General features: G+C 71.1%; 16 protein-coding genes and 2 pseudogenes. 12 read left to right on the plus strand and 6 right to left on the minus strand.

Features of this window, described 5'->3' with window-relative positions; translation table 11 throughout:
• The first annotated feature begins 108 nt into the window (after positions 1-108).
• Positions 109-1,752 (plus strand): MFS transporter, encoded by a 1,644-nt coding sequence (locus D1369_RS37735; RefSeq protein ID WP_240436124.1) that lies wholly within the window; start codon positions 109-111, stop codon positions 1,750-1,752.
• Positions 1,753-2,098: 346 nt separating this feature from the next.
• Entirely contained in the window at positions 2,099-3,838 is a 1,740-nt protein-coding gene (locus D1369_RS37740; RefSeq protein WP_037898944.1) for a glycoside hydrolase family 15 protein, read from the plus strand.
• A 91-nt stretch (positions 3,839-3,929) separates the two neighbouring features.
• Here D1369_RS37740 and D1369_RS37745 read toward each other — a convergent pair whose 3' ends face one another.
• Positions 3,930-4,307, minus strand: a complete 378-nt coding sequence (locus D1369_RS37745) for a DUF6479 family protein (RefSeq protein WP_007379961.1) — start codon at positions 4,305-4,307, stop codon at positions 3,930-3,932.
• Positions 4,308-4,427: 120 nt separating this feature from the next.
• Between D1369_RS37745 and D1369_RS37750 the strand changes: the two genes are divergently transcribed.
• On the plus strand, positions 4,428-4,802 hold the full coding sequence (locus tag D1369_RS37750; protein ID WP_007379960.1) for a hypothetical protein: 375 nt from the start codon (positions 4,428-4,430) through the stop codon (positions 4,800-4,802).
• Between the two features lie 161 nt (positions 4,803-4,963).
• On the plus strand, positions 4,964-6,142 hold the full coding sequence (locus D1369_RS37755; RefSeq protein ID WP_007379959.1) for an acyl-CoA dehydrogenase family protein: 1,179 nt from the start codon (positions 4,964-4,966) through the stop codon (positions 6,140-6,142).
• Positions 6,143-6,198: 56 nt separating this feature from the next.
• Here D1369_RS37755 and D1369_RS37760 read toward each other — a convergent pair whose 3' ends face one another.
• Positions 6,199-6,717 (minus strand): hypothetical protein, encoded by a 519-nt coding sequence (locus D1369_RS37760; protein WP_037898941.1) that lies wholly within the window; start codon positions 6,715-6,717, stop codon positions 6,199-6,201.
• Between the two features lie 384 nt (positions 6,718-7,101).
• Between D1369_RS37760 and D1369_RS37770 the strand changes: the two are divergent.
• The 3 genes and pseudogenes from D1369_RS37770 to D1369_RS37780 all read left to right on the plus strand — a co-directional run.
• Positions 7,102-8,170, plus strand: a pseudogene (locus tag D1369_RS37770) (UvrD-helicase domain-containing protein); the annotation flags it as partial.
• Positions 8,171-8,578: 408 nt separating this feature from the next.
• Positions 8,579-8,698, plus strand: a pseudogene (locus D1369_RS44210) (DUF2637 domain-containing protein); the annotation flags it as partial.
• Positions 8,699-9,260: 562 nt separating this feature from the next.
• On the plus strand, positions 9,261-9,398 hold the full coding sequence (locus D1369_RS37780; RefSeq protein ID WP_118082900.1) for a carotenoid oxygenase family protein: 138 nt from the start codon (positions 9,261-9,263) through the stop codon (positions 9,396-9,398).
• A 50-nt stretch (positions 9,399-9,448) separates the two neighbouring features.
• On the opposite strand, the gene D1369_RS37785 is transcribed toward D1369_RS37780, so the two are convergent.
• Positions 9,449-11,149 (minus strand): thiamine pyrophosphate-binding protein, encoded by a 1,701-nt coding sequence (locus tag D1369_RS37785; protein ID WP_007379954.1) that lies wholly within the window; start codon positions 11,147-11,149, stop codon positions 9,449-9,451.
• Positions 11,150-11,194: 45 nt separating this feature from the next.
• The gene (locus D1369_RS37790; protein ID WP_007379953.1) at positions 11,195-12,652 is read right to left on the minus strand and encodes a benzaldehyde dehydrogenase; all 1,458 of its coding nucleotides are present in this window, start codon (positions 12,650-12,652) and stop codon (positions 11,195-11,197) included.
• A gap of 160 nt (positions 12,653-12,812) precedes the next feature.
• Between D1369_RS37790 and D1369_RS37795 the strand changes: the two genes are divergently transcribed.
• Positions 12,813-13,283, plus strand: a complete 471-nt coding sequence (locus D1369_RS37795; RefSeq protein WP_050789665.1) for a VOC family protein — start codon at positions 12,813-12,815, stop codon at positions 13,281-13,283.
• Entirely contained in the window at positions 13,280-14,044 is a 765-nt protein-coding gene (locus tag D1369_RS37800; protein WP_007379951.1) for a glucose 1-dehydrogenase, read from the plus strand. The genes D1369_RS37795 and D1369_RS37800 overlap by 4 nt, the downstream gene beginning before the upstream one ends.
• Before the next feature lie 350 nt (positions 14,045-14,394).
• On the opposite strand, the gene D1369_RS37805 is transcribed toward D1369_RS37800, so the two are convergent.
• On the minus strand, positions 14,395-16,620 hold the full coding sequence (locus D1369_RS37805; protein ID WP_007379950.1) for an MMPL family transporter: 2,226 nt from the start codon (positions 16,618-16,620) through the stop codon (positions 14,395-14,397).
• 105 nt (positions 16,621-16,725) lie between these two features.
• On the opposite strand from D1369_RS37805, the gene D1369_RS37810 reads away from it, so the two are divergent.
• Positions 16,726-17,316, plus strand: coding sequence for a TetR/AcrR family transcriptional regulator (locus tag D1369_RS37810; RefSeq protein ID WP_007379949.1), 591 nt, complete (start codon positions 16,726-16,728; stop codon positions 17,314-17,316).
• 348 nt (positions 17,317-17,664) lie between these two features.
• Here the strand turns inward: D1369_RS37810 and D1369_RS37815 are convergent, their stop codons facing one another.
• Positions 17,665-18,255, minus strand: a complete 591-nt coding sequence (locus D1369_RS37815; RefSeq protein ID WP_272920851.1) for a TetR/AcrR family transcriptional regulator — start codon at positions 18,253-18,255, stop codon at positions 17,665-17,667.
• A gap of 171 nt (positions 18,256-18,426) precedes the next feature.
• On the opposite strand from D1369_RS37815, the gene D1369_RS37820 reads away from it, so the two are divergent.
• Both D1369_RS37820 and D1369_RS37825 read left to right on the plus strand, forming a co-directional pair.
• Complete coding sequence (locus D1369_RS37820) at positions 18,427-19,275, plus strand: SDR family NAD(P)-dependent oxidoreductase (protein ID WP_007379948.1); 849 nt, start codon at positions 18,427-18,429, stop codon at positions 19,273-19,275.
• Between the two features lie 206 nt (positions 19,276-19,481).
• A complete protein-coding gene (locus D1369_RS37825) occupies positions 19,482-20,039 on the plus strand; it encodes a transposase (RefSeq protein ID WP_237557592.1) in 558 nt (185 codons plus the stop codon).
• Positions 20,040-20,261 lie beyond the last annotated feature (222 nt).

A 20,261-nucleotide genomic window follows, 5' to 3' on the forward strand; every position in this document is an offset into this window, starting at 1 on the left:
GCTCACTTCTGGCCGGGACGTTGGGGATCTGACTCGATGTCGCGGATGCTGTGGCGACCGAAAGCAGTGAACGACCGCGGCGCGCGTCGCCGTAGAGGAGAGTTCCCCGTGGATGTCACGACCCCGGCAAGCGGGCCGGCCGACCGACGGGCGGCCACGCTCGTCATGGCCTGCCTCGGCGTCTTCGTCGCCTATCTGCCGGTCACCACGGTCGCCGTGAGTCTGCCCGCCGTCCAGTCGGCGCTGGGCGCGACGACCGCCCAACTGTCCTGGGTCCAGGACGCGTTCGTCCTGCCCATGGCCGCGTTCATCCTGACCGCCGGTGTCGTCGGTGACGTCCACGGGCGCAAGAAGGTGTTCCAGGCCGGGCTGCTGTTCTCTGCCGCCGGTGCCGCCGTCGCGCTCGTCGCGCAGTCGGTGCAGGTGCTGTGGGTCGGGCAGGCCCTCGCCGGACTCGGTGCGGCCACGCTGCTGCCCACCACGCTGGCGCTGATCAGCCACGCGGTGCCCGACCACCGGGAGCGCGGCAAGTTCATCGGCCTGTGGGCCACCTCGCTCATGGCGGCGCTGGCCGTCGGTCCGGTCGTCGCCGGAGTGGTCCTCGACCACTTCGCCTGGCGCTGGATCTACCTCCTGGCGATCCCCGTCTCGCTGCTCGCGACCGTCTTCGCGGCACGGCTGCTGACCGACTCACGGGCGCCCTACGAACGGCGGCTGGACTGGCCCGGCCAGATCACCGCCACGGTGGCGGTCACCGCGCTGGTCTACGGCGTCATCGAGGGCGGCGCCGACTCCTTCACCGCGCCGAAGGTGCTGGCGGCTCTCGCGGTGGCCGTCGTCAGCGGGGTGGCCTTCGTCCTCGCCGAGCGGCGCAGCGACAGTCCGATGCTCGACCTCGCGCTGTTCCGCAGCCCGGCCTTCACCGCGACCACGCTCGTCGCGATGATCACCTTTCTCGGGCTGATCGGCTTCTTCTTCCTGCTCAGCCTCTACTTCGGGCTGGTGCAGCAGCTCGACACCCTGCAGGCGGCCTGGCGGATGCTGGTGGTGACCGCCTGCGCCATCCTGGTCGGCGGGCCCGTCGGACGCCTCATGCACCGGGTCTCCGCGCGCGTGCTGATCACGGGCGGTCTGCTGGTCGTCGCCGCCTCCCTGTTCTCGCTCGTCGGTGTCGACGCGCACACCTCCTTTGCCGCCCTGGCCTGGCGGCTGGCGCCGCTGGGGCTGGGACTGGGGGCCGTCATGACCCCGATGACCGCGACAGCGGTGGCCTCCGTGCCGCACCACCTGGCCGGCATGGCCGCCGCGGGCAACAACGCGTTCCGTCAGCTCGGCGGGGCGCTCGGCCCGGCCGTCCTGGGCGCGTTGCTGACCACCCGGGCGCTGGACAGCTTCCCCGGTCACCTGGCCGACGCCGGGCTGACCGGGGCGGCGCAGGAGCGGATCGTCACGGCGGCGGACCACGGAGGACTGGGCGCGGTCGCCGGGCTCGACCTCGGCGCGGACACGGGCCGGGCCATGGGGGCCGTGGGGGAGGCCTTCCTGGACGGCCTGCGGCTGTGCCTGACGGTCGCGGGGTCGCTCACGCTGCTGGCCGCGGTGGTGGCTGTTGTCCTGCTGCGCCGGCCCCGCAGCGCGGGGGCGGGCCACACGCAGGTCGCCGCGTCGGGTCGGACAAGGGGTGCGGCATCCGACGAGGTGGCTGCGGCGGTGTCGGGGACCGGCGGGAGTGAGGGGCGCGGAGAGGTGTGACGAGGCGGGGGAGGGCCGGGGCCGGTTGTGTGTGAACCCGGTGGGGCGGGTCGGGCGGCGGGATGGCGGCCCGGTGAGGAAGGGGGTATGGCCTGGCCGGCCACGTGGGACGCAGGTTCAGGAGGGGGCGGTTGGGGCGCGTCGGGCCGGCGCGGTGAGCTCGCGCCGCGCCGGCGGCGTCCGCGGCGCCGCGCTTCTGGAGCGGCGTGTCACTACCCGCTCGACCGGCCGCCCTGCCTCTCGCCTGGACTGCCGTTGCGCCGGTCACGGCTCAACGCTCCAGCCCAGGTCAGCCGCCAGAAGGCACTGGTCGTTGACCATCCCACCCCCTGGGTACTCGTACGCCATGAGCACCCCCTTCCCGCCCCATGCGCTGCACGACTACGCGCTGCTGGCCGACGGTGAGCGCGGGGCGCTCATCGGGCCCGACGGCGCTATCGGGTGGCTGTGCGCGCCCACCTGGCACGACGAGGCGGTCTTCGCCGGACTGGTCGGCGGGCGGGGCGCGTACGCCGTCACTCCCGCCGGGCGGTACGTCTTCGGCGGCTACTACGAAGAGGGCACGCTCATCTGGCGCAGCCGCTGGGTCACCGACGACGGGATCGTCGAGTGCCGCGAGGCGCTGGCCTTCCCCGGCGCCCCGGACCGGCTCGTCCTGCTGCGGCAGCTGCGCGCGGTGGACGGCCCCGCCCGGGTCTCCGTCGTCCTCGACCCGCGCAGCGGATACGGCGCGACGCCGATCGACCCGGCTTCGGTCCGCCGCGGTGACGACGGGGTGTGGGAGCTGCGCACCGGACGGCACCGGCTGCGCTGGCAGGGAGCCCCGCAGGCGGTCGTGGGGGAGCGGGGTCTGACCGCGGACATCGAGCTGGAGCCCGGCGAGCGGCACGAACTGGTCCTGGAGTGCGCCGTATCCCCCCTCCCGGCCGCACCACCGAAGCCGCAGCAGGCATGGGCTGCCACCGAAGCCGCCTGGCACGAGACGGTCCCCGCGCTCGACAGAACCGTCGCCCCTCGTGACGCGCGCCGGGCGTACGCCGTCCTGCGCGGCCTCACCGCACAGGGCGGGGGCATGGTCGCGGCGGCCACGACCAGCCTGCCCGAGCGCGCCGAGGAGGGCCGGAACTATGACTACCGGTACGTGTGGATCCGCGACCAGAGCTACGCCGGACAGGCCGCTGCCGCCGTCGGCGCCCATGACCTTCTCGACGCCGCCGTCGGCTTCGTCACCGCGCGCCTGCACGCGGACGGGCCCCGTCTGGTACCGGCCTACACCGTGCACGGCGATCCCGTTCCCGCCCAGCGCGAACTAGACCTGCCCGGCTACCCCGGCGGCTTCGACCGCGTCGGGAACCAGGTCGGCGAGCAGTTCCAGCTCGACTGCTTCGGCGAGGCCCTGCTGCTGCTCGCGGCCGCCGAACGCCACGGGCGCCTGGACGAGGGGCACTGGAAGGCCGTGGAGATCGCCGTGCGGGCCGTCTCCGACCGGTGGCGGCAACCCGACGCGGGGATATGGGAGCTGGACGACCGGATGTGGACCCACAGCAGGCTCAGCTGCGTCGCAGGGCTACGGGCCGTGGCCGCGGTGGCGCCCCGCCATCCGCTCGCCGACACCTGTACCGCCCTGGCCGACACCCTCCTCGACGCCGCCGAGCGCACCTGCCTCCACCCCGACGGCCACTGGCAGCGCACCCCCGACGACCCCTCCGTGGACGCCGCCCTGCTGCTGCCCGGCGTTCGCGGCGCCCTGCCGGCAGCCGACACGCGCACCCGGGCCACCCTCGCCGCGTGCCGTCGGGAACTGGCCGACGACCACTACCTCTACCGCTTCCGCCACGACGACCGCCCCCTGGAGGAGGCCGAGGGCGCCTTCCTGCTGTGCGGACTGGTCATGGCGATGGCCGAGCACCAGCAGGGCCGGACCGTCGAGGCGTACCGCTGGTTCGAACGCAACCGAGGCGCTTGCGGGGCCTCGGGGCTGTACGCCGAGGAGTTCGACGTCGCCCAGCGTCAGCTGCGCGGCAACCTCCCGCAGGCCTTCGTCCACGCACTGCTGCTGGAGGCGGCCGCCCGGCTCGGTGAGTGACCGGGCGTCCGCCTCCAGCAGTCCCACAGCTGTTCCGGACGGTTACCGCGAGGCCGGTCGCACGACAGGGTCCGCGACATGGCCGTGGACGTCAGCCGCCTCCCGGCCCGCCGCTGCCGAACGAGCCGCTGCTGCCCTCGTCCCAGCGAGGCCGTTCGGTCGCCGGACCCGTCCGGGTCGGCGCGTTGCCGTGGTTGGGCAGTTCGTGCGGGGTCAGTCGGGTGTCGCTCCTGGGCATCTCGCTGGGCTCCCGGTGCTCGCTGACCTCACGGACCGGCCCGCCCTCGGGCATCCTCGGCTGTTCCTCGGGAGTGGGTGGAGGCGACTCGCGGCGCCTGACGCGGGAGCCCAGGAAGAAGGCGCCGATCAGCACCGCCACGACCACCACACCCGCCGCGATCACTCCGGCCGCGAGGCCGCCCCGGCCCGCGGCCAGGTCCATCCATTCGCTGTTCAGGGCTTGGTTCATGGCACGCGAGTACCCCCTGACCCCCGAGCGAACCGACCCGCCCCGGCGACCCGCCCCGGAGTGCCGCGAACCCCCGGGAACGCCGGGTTTGGCGGCCCGTACCCCGGCTACCCGCCTCCTGTGACGACTTCGACTTCTCAGCAGGAGCTCTTCCAGTTCCTGGAGGACCGCTTCGCGTGTGCCCAGGCGTGCACCGAGTGCGCACGGGCCTGTGCGCTCCGTGCGAGCCTGGTCGCTCCGGACGGGACCGAGGAACAGGAACTACTGCGGCGCAAGGGCATCATGTGCGCCGAGGTGTGCGACGCGACCTGTCGCGTGCTGTGCGAGGAGAGCCATCTCGACGAGGCCGGCATCCGGGTCCAGCTGGAATGGTGCAGGTCGGTCTGTCTGGAGTGCGCGCAGGTCCTCGACCGGCACGCCGGCGCCGAGGACGCCGCCAAGGCGTGCCGCGAGTGCGCGCAGGCGTGCACGGACTTCATGGCGACCCTTCACTGAGACCTCCTCCGCGTGGACGAACCCGCTCCGTGGACCGGCTCCACGGACCCGCCTCACCTCACAGGCCCGTTTCACGGACCCTCTCCCGGCCGTTCCCAATTTCTGGAACACGTTCTACGGTGTGCGCCGTCAGGACCGGTCCCGGGAAGCCTGGAGGCGCCGTGCATCTCGACCACACACCCGAGCAGCATCGGCTGCGCACCGAACTGCGCACCTACTTCGCCGACCTGGTCCCGGACAACGCGCACGCCCGTTTCACCGACCGCGACGCTCAGAAGCGCTTCTACCGCGACACCATCCGCCGCCTCGGCACCGACGGCTGGCTCGGCGTCGGCTGGCCCAAGGAGTACGGTGGCCGCGGCCTGACCGCGATGGAACAGTTCATCTTCTTCGACGAGGCCGCCCAGGCCGGCGTCCCGCTGCCGCTGATGGCCCTCAACACGGTCGGGCCCACGATCATGCGGTACGGCACCGAGGAGCAGAAGTCCTGGTTCCTGCCGCGCATCCTCTCCGGGGAGATCGACTTCGCGATCGGCTACAGCGAGCCCGCCGCGGGCACCGACCTGGCCTCCCTGAAGACCCGCGCCGTGCGCGACGGCGACGAGTACGTCGTCAACGGGCACAAGATCTGGACCACCAACGGCGACACCGCCGACTGGGTCTGGCTCGCCGTGCGCACCGACCCCGACGCCCCGCCGCACAAGGGCATCACCATGCTCCTGATGCCGACCACCGACCCCGGCTACTCGTGCACCGTCATCAACACCCTCGCCTCGCACGACACCACGGCCAGCTACTACGAGAACGTCCGCGTCCCCGTCTCGCACCGGGTCGGCGAGGAGAACCAGGGCTGGCGGCTGATCACCAACCAGCTCAACCACGAGCGCGTCACCCTGGCCGCCCACGGCACCATGGCGATCCGGGCCCTGCACGACGTCCAGCGCTGGGCCATGGAGACCAAACTCGCCGACGGCCGCCGCGTGATCGACCTGCCGTGGGTGCGCCGCCGCCTCGCCCAGACCCACACCCGCCTCGACGCGCTCAAACTCCTCAACTGGCGGATGGTGAACGCCGTCCAGGACGGCACCCTCACCCCGCAGGACGCCTCCGCGGTCAAGGTCTACGGCTCCGAGGCCCGCCGGGACGCCTACGCGTGGCTCATGGAGATCGTCGCGGCGGCCGGCGCGCTGAAGGAGGGCTCGGCGGGCGAGGTCCTGCACGGCGAACTGGAACGCGGCTACCGCTCGGCGGTGATCTTCACCTTCGGCGGCGGCAACAACGAGATCCAGCGGGAGATCATCTCGTGGATCGGTCTGGGGATGCCGCGGGTACGGCGGTAGGCCGCTTGTGACGAGGATTCTTAGTTGGCACAAAAGAGGGATAGTTGGCACCAAGATCACGATCGTTCTCCGAGGTGGCGGCGCATCACCTCGATGCAGATGGCTCGTGCGGCGTTTGACCGGTCCCGCGGATACGGCACCCCGAGGTTCATGCCGCTGTCGGTGGTGATCGGCGGCTGGTCCCAGGCGAGGTTCATCTGCGCGCCGGCCTCCGCTCGGGCCGTGGCCACGAGCGTCGCGTAGGGGCCCGCGACGGCGGATGCCTCGATCTGGAGCCACGCCTGATGGAAGGCCATCTGGGCCAGTAGGCCGCTGACTTCGTCGGTGAGCTGTTGGCGTACGGCGGAGGAGGATTTGGGGCGTCGCCGTATGCGGTACGGCATCTCCAGGTACTCCTCGACCGCCGTCAGGGCTTCGGCGAAGGTCTTGGCACGGCGTTCCCTGCGTACGGCCCGCTGGTTGAGGGTGTAGGTGAGGTAGGCGCCGAAGAGGGCGATGCAGGGGACGATCAGTGCGGCGGTCTGGGCCCAGGTCCAGCCGCCGTCCGTCGCCTGTGCCGCCGCGATGACCGCCACGCACCACTCTCCAGCATGCCGTGAGGCGCATCCTCTACGGGCCACTGGCCGCCCTGCTCACCGCCGGTGAGCCGCCAGTAGTGTTCGAGGAACAAGTGTGTGCGGACAATCTCGATGAGGTCCAGCAGCCCTTTCGAACTTGTCCAGCGTCGCTCTTCCGGGTCGAGCGGGTACCAGAGGCAGAGGGCGCCGTCGGCCTGGTAGCGGTGCTTCGACGGGACTCCGGGCTTGGCGTGGACGCGCGGGAAGTCCTCGGGCCGCTGGCCGTATGTGGGATAGGGAGGGTCCGCGTGGAAGCGGATCCGGACGTCGATGGGGTCGAGCTCGCCTATGACGTCGAGTCCGGTGAGTCCGTACGTCAACGACCCTCGGCCGTAAGTGTTCGCCGACAAAGCCCCGGCTCCCCACCACGTTCCGGCTCTGCGCAAGTTGGGCACGCCGAAGGAGGCGTGCCCAACTCACCGAGGCGGTCATGCCGTTCGTCGCAAAGGCTTGGAAGGATCTACAGGATCCCGAAGACGGCGTAGTCCGCTTCGAGCACGACCACTACCTGAAGATGTGGGCACTGACCGAGCCGAAGATCGAGGCCGACTTCCTCCTCCTCGACGAGGCCCAGGACACCAACCCGGTCCTGGAGCGGGTCTTCGCCGCCCAACGCGGGCACGCCCAGCTGGTCATGGTCGGCGACTCCGCCCAAGCCATCTACGGGTGGCGAGGAGCCCGGGACATGATGACGGGCTTCGACGCCGTTCACCTCACCTTGACCCGCTCCTTCCGCTTCGGCCCCCTCCTCGCCGAACAGGCCAACCGGTGGCTCGCGTTCACCGACGCGCCGATCCGGCTGACAGGTTCCGACACCATTCCAACGAAGGTCGGCTTGGTCACGAGCCCAGGCGCGGTGCTGTGCCGCACTAACATCGGCGCCGTGACCGAGGTCATGAGACTGCTGGAGGCGGGCCGTGGAGTCGCACTCACCCGGGGCGGACAGACACTCATCGCATTGGCGCTCGCCGCCCGGGACCTCAAAGACGGCCGTCGCACATCCCATCCCGAACTGGTTCTCTTCGCCTCATGGGGTGAGTTGCAGGAGTATGCGGAATACGATCCCGCAGGCCGAGATCTCCAGCCGTTCGTCGAACTTGTCGACACCCACGGACCCGAAGCCATCATCGCCGCCGTCGACGCTCTGACCGACGAAGACAAGGCCGAGGTCACGGTCTCCACCGCCCACAAGGCAAAAGGCCGTGAGTGGCTCGGGGTCAGAATCGCCGACGACTTTCCCCCGCCGCCGGACAGCGACCAACTGGACGACAGCGGCTGCCCGATCCCGGAACCTGTGAGCGAAACGGACGCCCGTCTCGCCTACGTCGCCGTCACTCGCGCCCGGCACCAACTGGACCTCGGAGGGCTCGCATGGATCGAGAACCAACCAGCTCCTGCTGGTGGAGCCTGACAAACCGACGGCACTGGCAGACCCGTAATCCAGCGTCAGGACCTACGCGGTCGGCGTTGCCACGAGCAAGCAGAAGTCCATCTGCGTACAGAACCCGGCGTACAGCCCGACTTGTCTGCCATCGGGGCTCTGACCTGGACTTATGTCTTGGTCGGGGCTCCTTTGCGTGTCTGGGGGCTTCCCGCTTCTACCTGGGAGTTCCCGGGAGTTCCCGCGGAAGTGTGCACTGGGACGGGGCGTCGGCTGCCTGGCTCAGGCCGGTGCCGGGAGCCCTGCGGGCAGCCGCTTGCCGGTGCATCCAGGGATGGCAGGCGGTGCGGACGATGGGTGACATCACCGACGCCCACCAGGAGTCCGCCCGGGCGCGACGCTTCGATCCAGATCCTTGGGTTCGGCCTCTGTGCCCTCGTGGTTGCTGGGGTCGCCGCGTACGCGTCGTACGTCCACCAGCGGGAGTTCGCGTTGCAGGGCGGAGCGGATGGAGTGAGCGCCTCGTTGCGGCCGCTCTCGGTGGATGGGCTCTTGCTGTTGGCCACGGTCGGCCTGCTGCAGCCATCCGGAACCCGAGCACGCCGACCGCGGGCGGGAATCGCGGCCGACGTGCGGTGGGTCGATGTGGATCCCGTATGGATCTTCCACACGCTGAACGCCTACGACGACGGGGAGCGCGTGGTTCCGGACGTGGTCACCCACCCGAGGATGATGTCCAAAGCCACCGGCTCCATCGAAGCCCACGGCACGCCCGCCCTGGACCGCTACACCCTCGACCCGGCCGCGGGGAAGGCCACTGTGCAGCGCCTCGACGACCGACCGCAGGAGTTCCCCCGGATCAACGACCGGCTGATCTCGCTGCCGTACCGCTACGGCTACACGGCGGTCACCACCGATCTGATCGAGTCCTTCGCCAGCACCCTTGAACTCGAGCAGCTCCCTGACGACGCGTTCTCCAACCGGTTGATCAAGCACGATCTCCACCGCGGGACCCAGGAGATCCGCACGTTCGGCAGGGCCGCGACGCTCGCCGAGCCGGTCTTCGTGCCCGCGGCGGCCGGTGGCGCCGAGGACGACGGCTATCTGTCGGTGTTCGTCCATGATCCCGAGCGGCTCCGCCACCGACCTGGTGATCCTGGCGGCCCAGGACGTCACCGCGGCCCCCGTGGCCACCGTCCATCTGCCGGCCCGGGTCCCCCGCGGCTTCCACGGCAGCTGGATCCCCGACGCGGGCTGACAAGGAGCCCTGGAAGGCGCCCGCTTCGGAGGGCCCGAGGCGGGCCACGATCACTCGTCCTGCGGGTAGGTCGTGAAGTAGTGCTCCTTGGTCTGCGCGAGCCGGGTGCGCGCGACGGCGAAGTCCAGGACGGCGGGGCGGCCGGCCGCGTTCTCCGCGAGGGCGCGCTTCAGGGCGTCAGGTACGGCGGCCGGGTCGTCGACGCGTTCGCCGTACGCGCCGCAGGCCTCGGCCAGGCGGGCGAAGTCGGGCTGGAAGGGGAACTCTGTGTCCTGGATGCGGTTGCCGTAGGTGTGTTCCTGGAGGTCCCGGATGGAGCCGAGGGCGTCGTCGTTGAGCACGCACCAGGTGACTGCGAGTCTGTACTGGGCGGCCATCGGCACGATGTTCATGACCATTTGGAAGGAGCCGTCGCCGACGAAGCACAGGGCGGGCCGCCGCGGGTGGACCAGGCGGGCGGCGGGCAGGGCGGCGGCCGCGAACCCCATGCCGTAGAAGCTGGACGGGGTGATGACGGAGCGCGGTCGGTAGACGCGGAAGAAGGGGAACGCGCCGCCGATGTGCTGGGCGAGGGCGCCGACGTCGACGCCGAGGACGGTGTCGCGGGGGAAGACGGAACGGGCGGTGCGGATGACGCGGGCGGGATGGATCGGGGCCCTGTCGTCGAGTGCCATGCGGTCGACGGCGGCGTCGAGGGCGGTGATGTCCTGGAGGAGGCGCTCCGTGCGGCCGGGGTCGGCGTGTGTGTCCTCGGGCAGGGCGGTGAGCAGTTGCTCCAGGACTCTCTTGATGTCGCCGTTGACGGGGATGTGGGCCGGGATGGCGCGGCCCAGTTCGGCCGGGTCGATGTCGACCTGGATGTAGGTGGCGTCGGGGGACGGGAGGGCGGTGGGCTGCCAGTTGGTCTCCATCTCCTCGAAGCGGGTTCCGAGGCCGAGGACCACGTCCGCTTCGCCGAGCAGCCGTTTGGCGACCGGGTTGCGGTGGGCGCCGAGGCCACCGGCCGCGAGGGGGTGGTCGTCGGGGAGGCTGCCGCGTCCGGCGAGGCTGGTCAGTACGGGGGCCGACAGCCGTTCGGCCAGGGCGCGCAGTTCGTCGAAGGCTCCGGAGGAGGCGACTCCGCCACCCGCGACGAGGAGCGGGCTGCGGGCAGCGGCGAGGGCCGCTGCCGCGGCGTCGACGGCCGGTTGGTCGGCGGCGAGCCGGGCGGGCGGGCCGACCGGCAGGTACGGCTTGTCGGGGACGTCGAGGGTCAGCAGGTCACGCGGGATGTCGATCAGGACGGGGCCCGGCCTGCCGCCGCGGGCGCGGGCGAAGCCCTGCCGCAGGACGTCGGTGAGGAGGTCGGCCCGGTCGACCCGGACCGACCACTTGGTGACGGGGGCGAACACCTGGTCGGTGGCGACCTCCTGGCTGGCGCCCCGGTGCGCGGTCGCCGTGGCGCCGCGGCCGCCGAGCACGATCATGGGCAGGGCCCCGACGTATGCCTCCGCGACCGCGGTGAGGGTGTTGGTGACGCCCGGTCCGGCGGTGGCCAGGACCACGGCGGGCCGGCCGGTGAGCTGGGCGTACGCCGCCGCCATGGCCGCCGCGTGATGCTCATGGCGTACCAGGAAGCTGCTGATGCCGGGCGTGCGGTGGATGGCGTCGTAGAGGGGCAGAACATGACCGCCAGGCATGCCGAAGACATGGCTGACGCCCTCGGCTCGCAGGGCATTGACGATGGCCTGACCAGCGTTGATCTCGCCCATGGCGGCGCGACTCCTGTTCTGGTGATGCTGGTTGAGGGTGTCCGGTCAGAACGGGTAGGGGGCGATCCGGGGGCGCGCGGTCAGCCACTGGGTCTCGGTGAAGGCCTCGATGTTGGCCTCGGGGCCGCCGAAGCGCGAACCGGTACCGGAGGCGCCGACGCCGCCGAAGGGGGCGTTGGCCTCGTCGGAGACGGTCTGCTCGTTGATGTGGACGATGCCGCTGGGAACCGCGTCCGCGATGGCCATGGCGTCGCCGACGTCACCGAGGATGCCGAGGGAGAGTCCGTACTCGCTCTCGGACGCGAGAGCGATGGCCTCCTCCGTCGTGGCGAAGGGCACGACGGGCGCCACGGGGCCGAACACCTCGTCCGTCCAGGCGGGCATCGTCGGGGACACGGCCGCCAGCACGGTCGGGGCGTAGAAGAGGTCCTGGTAGGTGCCGCCGGCGGCGAGCCGGGCGCCGGCGGCCACGGTCCGCCGCACGAGGTCGTCGACGCGCCCGAGCTGCCGGTCGTCGATGAGCGGGCCGAGCGCGACCTGACCGGACGCCGGGTCGCCGACGGGCAGGTGGGCGGCCTTGGCGGACAGGGCTTCCACGTAGGCGTCGTACAGGCTTTCGTGGACCAGGTGGCGGCCGGTGGACATGCATATCTGGCCCTGGTGCATGAAGGAGCCGAAGGCACCGGCGGAGGCGGCCAGCGCCAGGTCCGCGCCGGGCAGCACGATGAGGGCGTTGTTCCCGCCGAGTTCCAGGTGCGTGCGCTTGAGATGGCGGGCACCCAGCTCTCCGACCCGGCGGCCCGCCGCCGTGGATCCGGTGAAGGAGACGACGCGGACCTCGGGAGCGGTCACCACGGCCTCGCCCACGTCGGCGCCGCCGGGCAGTAGTTGGAGGAGTCCCTCCGGCAGACCGGCTTCCTGGAAGATCCGTACGAGGGCGACTCCGCCGCACACCGCCGTGCGAGGGTCGGGCTTGAGGAGTACCGCGTTGCCCAGCGCGAGGGCCGGGGCGACGGAACGGATGGACAGGATGACCGGGAAGTTGAAGGGTGCGATGACGCTGACCACGCCCGCCGGGCGGCGCCGGGCGAAGCTCCAGCGTGCCTCGTCGGACGGCAGCACAGTGCCGTGCGGATGGCTGGGCAGCGCGGCGGCCTCGTAGCACTCCTGGGCGGCGATGTGGGTCTCCAGCGCCGCCTTGGCGCGGATGGCGCCGCTCTCGCGGACGATCCAGTCCTGGATCTCCTCGGCGTGCGCCTCCCACAGCGCGCCGGCCCTGCGCAGGACGGCGGCCCGCTCCCCGGGCGGCCGGGCCGCCCACTGTGCCTGCGCGGCCGCCGCTCGGGTGGCGGCCTTGCGCGCGTCCTCCGCGTCGGCCATCCCGATGGCGCCGAGTGGGTCCCCGGTGGCGGGCTCGATGACCGGGGCGGTCCCGCCGGAACCGCCGGACCAGCCGTCGGCAAAGATCTTCGCAGTCCATGTGTCCGCGTCGAGAAGGCTCACGATGCACTCCCTGAAGTGATTAGACTTCACAGTATTGTCGTGTGTTTCAATTTCGCAAGACCTGTGCACGGATGGTCCTTCCACCTGCAGAAGTCTTGTTGCCGACATGGCCAGACTGCTTAGATGTCTTAGATTGTTGACTACTCCACAGGAGGCAGCGATGTGCTCGATGCACCCCACGGCGGCAGCGGCACCCCAGGCCTCGGCCGCAACCACGGCCATCGACCATGTCGGACTGTCGGTCCGTGATCTCGACGCGGCCGTCGTCTTCTACACCAAAGCCCTCGGACTCACCGAGGAGTTCCGCTTCGAGGTCGAGGACCAGCGCATGCGTGCTGTGGTGCTGCGCGCCGCCGACGGCTACGCGGTGGAGCTCATGTCCCGCCCCGATTCGGTCCCCTCGCCCCCCGCGTCCGACCCGAACACGGCCGTACTGCGCCAGGGTTACGGGCATTTCTGCCTTCGGGTGAGCGACTTGGACGGCCTCTACGACCGAGTGCTCGCCGCGGGCGCCTCAGTGATCGTGCCACCGGGCCCGGCCCCCCACCCCGATGTCCGCTTCGGCTATCTCGCCGATCCTGAAGGCAACCTGATCGAGCTGATCCAGATTCGCGAGGGAGCAACGCTGTGACCGGCACACCGTTCATGGAGGGGAAGTCCGGACTGGTGACGGGCGGCGCCGGCGGTATCGGCCGGGCCAGCGCGCTCGCCTTCGCACGGGCGGGTGCCGCGGTGCTCGTCAGCGACCTGGAGAGCTGCCGGGACGGCGGGGAGCAGACGGTCGAGCTGGTCGGGAAGGAGGGAGGCCGTGCCCGCTTCGTTCCCTGCGACGTCACCCGCGAAGCGGACCAGGAACGGCTGGTCGCCGAAACCGTACGTGCTTACGGGCGGCTCGACTTCGCGCTGAACAACGCCGGCGTCGAGCACCAGGCGAGCCTCGTCGACATGGAGGCCGCCGACTTCGACCGGGTCATCGCCGTCAACCTCAAGGGCGTCTGGCTGGGGCTGAAGCACCAGATCCGGCAGATGCTCGCCCAGGGCGGCACCGGCGCGATCGTCAACACATCGTCGCTGGCCGGGCTGGTGTCGCCGCCGCTGCTCGGAGCGTACGTGGCGAGCAAGCACGGTGTGCTTGGCCTCACCAAGACGGCCGCCGTGGAGTACGCCGAGTCCGGAATCCGGGTGAACGCCGTGTGTCCTGCCTCCATTCGCACACCGCTCATGGACGCGCTGACGGACGATCAGCTTGCCCAGTGGGTCAGCCGCATGGCCATCAAGCGGCTCGGCGAGCCGGAGGAGGTCGCGGCGGCGGTGGTGTGGCTCTGCTCGGATCAGGCGAGCTTCGTGACGGGGGTCGGTCTGCCGGTCGACGCGGGGGCGTCGGCGATGTGAACCGTCCGACGGAGGAGGACGAGGCAAGTGCCGGGCGTGACCCGCGAGTTCGGGTCCCCCGGCACTCTTGTGTCCGAACACCTCTGCGTGAGACACGTCGGGCCTGCGGCCTGGTGCCGCGGGCCCGACTCACGTATGTGCTGTCAGAAGCCGTTGCACGCCCTCCACACTTGCCGGGACCGGCGCCAGCCCCAGTGAGGCGACGATCTCCTGACACGACATCACCCTGTGTTTGGCTGACCGGCGTTCGGCCATTGGGGATTCGAGGTTCGCGGCGGCTGACCGCGCGAGGCCGCAGCCGGAAGCACCCGCTGACGCGCCGTCATACTGCGCGCCAGCGGGTGCTCGGGTCAGACGTGGTCGAGCTGCCGGACCGGGGTGGTCGCCGGGGTGTTGGCGGTCGGAGTGGGAGCGGGCAGGCGGGCGCCTTCGATGTCGACGTCGGGCAGTACGCGGTCGAGCCAGCGGGGGAGCCACCAGGCACGGTGTCCGAGCAGGGCCATGACGGCGGGGACGATGGTCAGGCGGACGACGAAGGCGTCGAAGAGCACGCCGAAGGCGAGGGAAAAGGCGATCGACTTGATGACGGGGTCGTCGGTGAAGATGAACCCGCCGAAGACGACCATCATGATCAGTGCGGCGGCGACGACCACGCGTCCGCTCCTGGCCACGCCGTGGGCGACGGCTTCGCGGGCGTCGCCGGTGTGCTCGAAGTGTTCGCGCATGCGGCTGACCAGGAAGACCTCGTAGTCCATGGCGAGGCCGAAGAGCACTCCGACGAGCAGGACGGGGAGGAAGGCCACCACGGGTGCGGCGGCGGCGACTCCGAAGGCGTCGGTGAGGTTGCCGTCCTGGAAGACCCAGACGGCGAAGCCGAGGCTGGCCGCGGTGGACAGCAGGAAGCCGAGTACGGCCTTGAGGGGGACCAGCAGTGACCGGAACGCGATGGTCAGCAGGACGATGGCCAGGATCGTGATGATGGCGATGAACAGGGGCAGCGCGTCGGCCAGTTTGGCGGAGACGTCGATAGCGGTGGCGGTGGTGCCGGTGACGTACATGACGCCGCCGGCCTGGGTGACGGCTTGCTTGTCCCTCTCGCGCATCCGGTGCACCAGGTCGGTGGTGGCCTGGTCGTCCGGTCCGGTTGTGGGGATGACGCTGAGGAGGGAGACCGTGCCGGCCTGGTTGGTCACCGGCGGGGCGACGGCGGCGACGCCGGTGTCGCCCCGCAGCGTGTCGGCCAGGTTGTCGAGGAGCGCGGTGCGCTGGGCTTCCGGGACGCGGGCGGTGTCGACGGCGACGGTGACGGTGGCGTTGTAGCCCGGCCCGAGTCCCTGGCCGAGCAGGTCGTAGCCGCGGTGCTGGGTGCTGGCGACGGGTTGGGTCTCGCTGCCGGGCAGGCCGAGACGCAGGTGGCCGACCGGCAGCGCGACGGTTCCGAGAGCCGCCAGGCAGACGAGCAGGGCGGCGACGGGCCGGCGGGTGATCATGCGTGCCCAGGCCAGGCCCCACGCCCCGGCGGAGTCGGGACGTGCGCTCCGGGAGCGGCGCTGCTTGGCGCGGGGACGCAGCCGTTCACCGGCGAAGGCCAGCACGGCCGGCACCAGGGTGAGCGAGACCAGGACGGCGAGGAGCACGGTGAAGGCCGCGGCCAGGCCCATGACGGTCAGGAACGGGATGCCGGTGGCAGACAAGGCCGCCAGCGCAATGATCACCGTGAGGCCGGCGAACGCCACGGCGCTGCCCGCGGTGGCGGTGGCGTGACCGATCGAGTCCTGCACGTCGAGCTCGTCGTCACCCTGGCAGGCCAGCTGCTCGCGGTGGCGGGACACCAGAAACAGGGCGTAGTCGATGCCGACGGCCAGGCCGATCATCAGCGCCAGGGTGGTCGCGGTCTCGGTCATCTGGACGAACCCGGCCACGAACTCGACGCCCAGAACGCCGATCGCCACTCCGACGAAGGCGGTGACCATGGGCAGTCCGGCCGCGACCAGCGACCCGAGGGCGAGGGCGAGTACGAGGAACGCGACGACGATCCCGATGATCTCGGCGGGGCCGCTCACCGAGACGGTCGGATCCATCGCCGAGCCGTCGTACTCGACCGTGAGGCCGGCGTCCCGGGCCGGTCCCATCGCTGAGATCAGCGCATCGGTGGCGGACTTCGGCACCTCTCCCGCCGCCTTGGCGAACTGGACGTCGGCGAAGCCGATCGTGTGGTCGGCGGACATCGTCTGGCCCGTCACCGGGTCGGACACGGAGATCGCCCCGGCCACCGAGGCGGCGTTGTGCAGGCTCGAGGCGATCGCGGCCTGCTCCTTCCCGCTGAGCAGCGTGGCACCGGGCGGTGCGGCGAACACCACGCGTGCGTCGGCGCCGGCAGCTTCCGGAAACTCCTTCTTCAGCAGGTCCGTGGCCCGCTGCGCCTCGATCCCCGGCACGCTGAACTGTGTGGAGAGGTTCCCGTGGAGGGTGATCCCGAGCCCGCCCACCACCGCGAGCAACAGCAGCCAGCCCGCCACCACCCAGCGCCGGCGGCGCGCCGCCCACCGGCCAAGTGCGTACAACTTTCCAGCCATGACTGTTCCTTGTCGCCGATCCGTCGAGACGACTGCAGCCTAAGCTAAATTTGCAGTGTGCTGCAATATTGCGAGGAGCTGTAATTTTGCAGTAATCTTGGCGCCATGGTGAAGCAAGGTCTGCGGGAGCGCGGTAAGGCAAGGCGCAGCGAGGCGGTCATCCGTGCCGCCTTCGAGTTGTTCGCCGAGCAGGGCTACGACGCCACGACGGTCGCCGAGATCGCGGAACGGGCCGAGGTCTCGCCGCGCACGGTGGCCATGTACTTCCGCTCCAAGCAGGACATCGCCATGTCCAAGTTCAGCGAGGGCGCGGACCGGCTGACCGAGGCGATGCGCGAGCGGAGCCCCGACGAGCGTGCGGTGGACGTCCTCGGGCGGTGGCTGCTGGCGGAACACGAGTCGGGCGACGACGAGATGGTCGCACTGGAACGCCGCATGTTCGTCGCCAACCCCGAACTGGCTGCGCTGCGGACGGCACGGATGGACGCCGCCATCCGCGAATCGACCAGAGTCGTCGCCGAGGATCTCGGCGTCGCCCCGGATTCCGTCGGCCCCCGGATGGTGGCCGTCGCGGCGACCGCCATCATCATCGAGCTCTTCACCGGCACCCAGGAGTCCGACCTCGAACAGGCCGCGGTGGTCGCCCTGCGCCTCATTGAGGCGGCCATCGAGTCCCTTCCTCGGGACGCCGGCTAGCGCCGGGTGTCCTTGGGTTTTCGGCCAGTTGCGGCGAAGGGGGCACCTCCCGGCCGAAGGCTGGGCGAGCGTGCATGGGGGCACCTCCCGCCCCCCTTGGGGCCGGGGGAAGCGTCGCGACGGGGCGAAGGTTGCCTGCCGCGGCATTGGCGCCGCACGCCGGCTCTCCGCACTTTCAGGAGTGGTGCACCCCGTGGGCGAAAGCGCGAGCGGTCACCAGGGGTAGGAGCGCCAGGGCCGCGGGGATCGCGAAGGCGAGGCGGAACGCGGGGTGGGGTGTGGGCCGGGTCCGGGGTGTGTCTGGGGGCCCGGGAATCGACCAGCGGGAGCAGGGCTGCGGGCCGGGGGTCACTGGGGGTGGTTCACGTGCCGGGGGCGGGGTGCGCTGCGGGCGTCCGGTGGTGCGGCCGGTCGTCGGTTCGCCCGGGTGAGCTGGAGCGCGGCGGGGCGGGGCCGGTGCGGTGTCCGCGCGGTGTGGTGCGCAGCGGTACGGCTCGGTGATGATGGCCCGACGGAATCCGGGGCGACGCCGAGATCCTCGGCGACGACTCTGGTCGATTCGCGGATGGCGGCGTCCATCCGTGCCGTCCGCAGCGCAGCCAGTTCGGGGTTGGCGACGAACATGCGGCGTTCCAGTGCGACCATCTCGTCGTCGCCCGACTCGTGTTCCGCCAGCAGCCACCGCCCGAGGACGTCCACCGCACGCTCGTCGGGGCTCCGCTCGCGCATCGCCTCGGTCAGCCGGTCCGCGCCCTCGCTGAACTTGGACATGGCGATGTCCTGCTTGGAGCGGAAGTACATGGCCACCGTGCGCGGCGAGACCTCGGCCCGTTCCGCGATCTCGGCGACCGTCGTGGCGTCGTAGCCCTGCTCGGCGAACAACTCGAAGGCGGCACGGATGACCGCCTCGCTGCGCCTTGCCTTACCGCGCTCCCGCAGACCTTGCTCTCAGAATGCTCGCAAGTTACAGCCCACCGCAATGTTGCAGTCCGCTGCAAACTTAGCTTAGGATGAAACTCGCCCGCCCCGGCGGCCTCGACTCCCTCCCCACCGATGACCTGGACCGCGCCAAAGCCGCATCTGGGACCTCCTGCACCGAAAGGCCACCCCATGACCCCGACCCGGACCATCCTGATCACCGGCTGCTCCTCCGGCATGGGCCGGCAGGCCGCGCTGGCCCTGCACCGGCTCGGCCACCGCGTGTACGCCACCGCTCGCCGCCCCGAGACCCTGGCCGACCTGGCCGCGCTCGGCATGTCCACCCTGCCGCTCGACGTCACCGACGAGCAGTCGATGGCCGACGCGGTGGCCGCCGTCGAGGCCGAGCACGGCAGCGTCGACATCCTGATCAACAACGCCGGATTCGGGCTGCACCTGCCCGTGGAGTCCGCCACCCCGGCCGAGGTCCGCGCCCAGTTCGACACCAACGTCTTCGGCCTGGTCCGGATGGCCCAGCTGGTGCTGCCGGGCATGCGCCGCGCCGGGCACGGCCGGATCGTCAACCTCTCCTCCATGGCCGGCCGCTTCTCCCCTCCCGGCGGCGCCTTCTACCACGCCAGCAAGCACGCCGTGGAGGCGATCAGCGACTCGCTGCGCCTGGAGGTCGCGCCTTTCGGCATCGAGGTCGTCGTCGTCCAACCCGGGCCCACCATCACCGAGTTCAGCGGCACCGCGGTCGGCACCATGGCTCCCGCCACGGACGCCGCCGACCCGTACGCCGGCTTCCGCGCCAAGCTCGCCGACATGTACGCCAACCACGCCTTCACCCGCCGCAGCGGCGCCGTCCCCGCCGAGGCCGCCACCAAGGTGATCGTCCGCGCCGCCACCACCGCCAAGCCCCGCGCCCGGTACGCGATCGGCGCGCTCGCCCGCGCCACCATGCTGGCCAAGCGCCTGCTCCCCGACGCCGCCTTCGACGCCCTGATGCGCCGCAGCTTCCCGCTTCCCGAGGCGGCCTAGTGGTGGGCATCGGTTCGATTGAGGTGACTCGGTCGGGTGATCTCCAGCCGGTTCGCGCATGAAGGCAGGGCCTCCTGTCCAGCTCGGGATTGTCGAAGTCCAAACGAGCCGGCCAGGAGGCCCTGTGTCGCAGTCTTGCGTTCCTGCGCCCGTGTCGTTCAACTCGGCTACCCGGTCGTGTGATTGCCTCGCTCACCGGTTCGGGAATGCGGGCACTGCAGGGGCGGGGCGGGCAGCCGGAGGGCTACTGCCACCGGCAGATGTCGGACGCCGTGCGCTACCTGGTCGACAACGGCATCAAGTGGTGGGCGATGCCGGCGGACTTCCCCGCCTGGGACCGGGTCTACGCCTTCGCGCGGCGGTGGCGCGCGCGGGGCCTGCTGGCTGAGTTCCACGACCGGCTGCGGGGCATGGTCCGCGAGGACGCCGGCCGCGACCCGGAGCCGACCGCCGCGGTGATCGACGCGCAGTCCCTGCGCGCGGCGGCCACGGTGCCGACGTCCTCACGCGGATACGACGGTGCGAAGAAGGTCCCCGGTCGCAAGCGCCACATCGTGGTCGACTGCCTCGGCCTGCTGCTGGCCGTGCTGGTCACCACCGCACCCGGCGGCGAGCGTGAACCGGCCCGGGGTCGGATCGACGACCCAGCCCCGATCCGCCAGCCGCTTCATCTTCGAGCGCACGCCCTCCACACTGGCCGGGACCGGCGCCAGCCCCAGTGCGGCGACGATCTCCTGACACGTCATCACCCTGTCCCTGTCTGACCGGCGTTCGGCCAGCACGGACAGGATGCGCCGGTAGTCCAGGGCCAGTACGTTTCCGCCGACAACGCGGGCCCGCCACACCGGGACGACCGAACCCGCACGAGCCACCCGCGACGGCACGGCGGCGGGCGCGTCCGGGACGGACACCGACTCCGACACGCAAGGTTCCTCGGCCGGTGCTGGGCTCTCGAGTCCGGCTTCCACGGGCCTCGGCGCGGACAG

It is taken from the genome of Streptomyces sp. CC0208, from assembly GCF_003443735.1.
Lineage (GTDB): Bacteria > Actinomycetota > Actinomycetes > Streptomycetales > Streptomycetaceae > Streptomyces > Streptomyces sviceus.

Excerpts from the sequence above, each read along its gene's own strand:
- D1369_RS37740 (WP_037898944.1), top strand. The coding sequence starts at position 2,099 with ATGAGCACCCCCTTCCCGCCCCATGCGCTGCACGACTACGCGCTGCTG.
- D1369_RS37810 (WP_007379949.1), top strand. The coding sequence starts at position 16,726 with ATGGTGAAGCAAGGTCTGCGGGAGCGCGGTAAGGCAAGGCGCAGCGAG.
- D1369_RS37780 (WP_118082900.1), top strand. The coding sequence starts at position 9,261 with ATGATCCCGAGCGGCTCCGCCACCGACCTGGTGATCCTGGCGGCCCAG.
- D1369_RS37825 (WP_237557592.1), top strand. The coding sequence starts at position 19,482 with ATGCGGGCACTGCAGGGGCGGGGCGGGCAGCCGGAGGGCTACTGCCAC.
- D1369_RS37795 (WP_050789665.1), top strand. The coding sequence starts at position 12,813 with ATGTGCTCGATGCACCCCACGGCGGCAGCGGCACCCCAGGCCTCGGCC.
- D1369_RS37820 (WP_007379948.1), top strand. The coding sequence starts at position 18,427 with ATGACCCCGACCCGGACCATCCTGATCACCGGCTGCTCCTCCGGCATG.
- D1369_RS37805 (WP_007379950.1), bottom strand. The coding sequence starts at position 16,620 with ATGGCTGGAAAGTTGTACGCACTTGGCCGGTGGGCGGCGCGCCGCCGG.
- D1369_RS37745 (WP_007379961.1), bottom strand. The coding sequence starts at position 4,307 with ATGAACCAAGCCCTGAACAGCGAATGGATGGACCTGGCCGCGGGCCGG.
- D1369_RS37785 (WP_007379954.1), bottom strand. The coding sequence starts at position 11,149 with ATGGGCGAGATCAACGCTGGTCAGGCCATCGTCAATGCCCTGCGAGCC.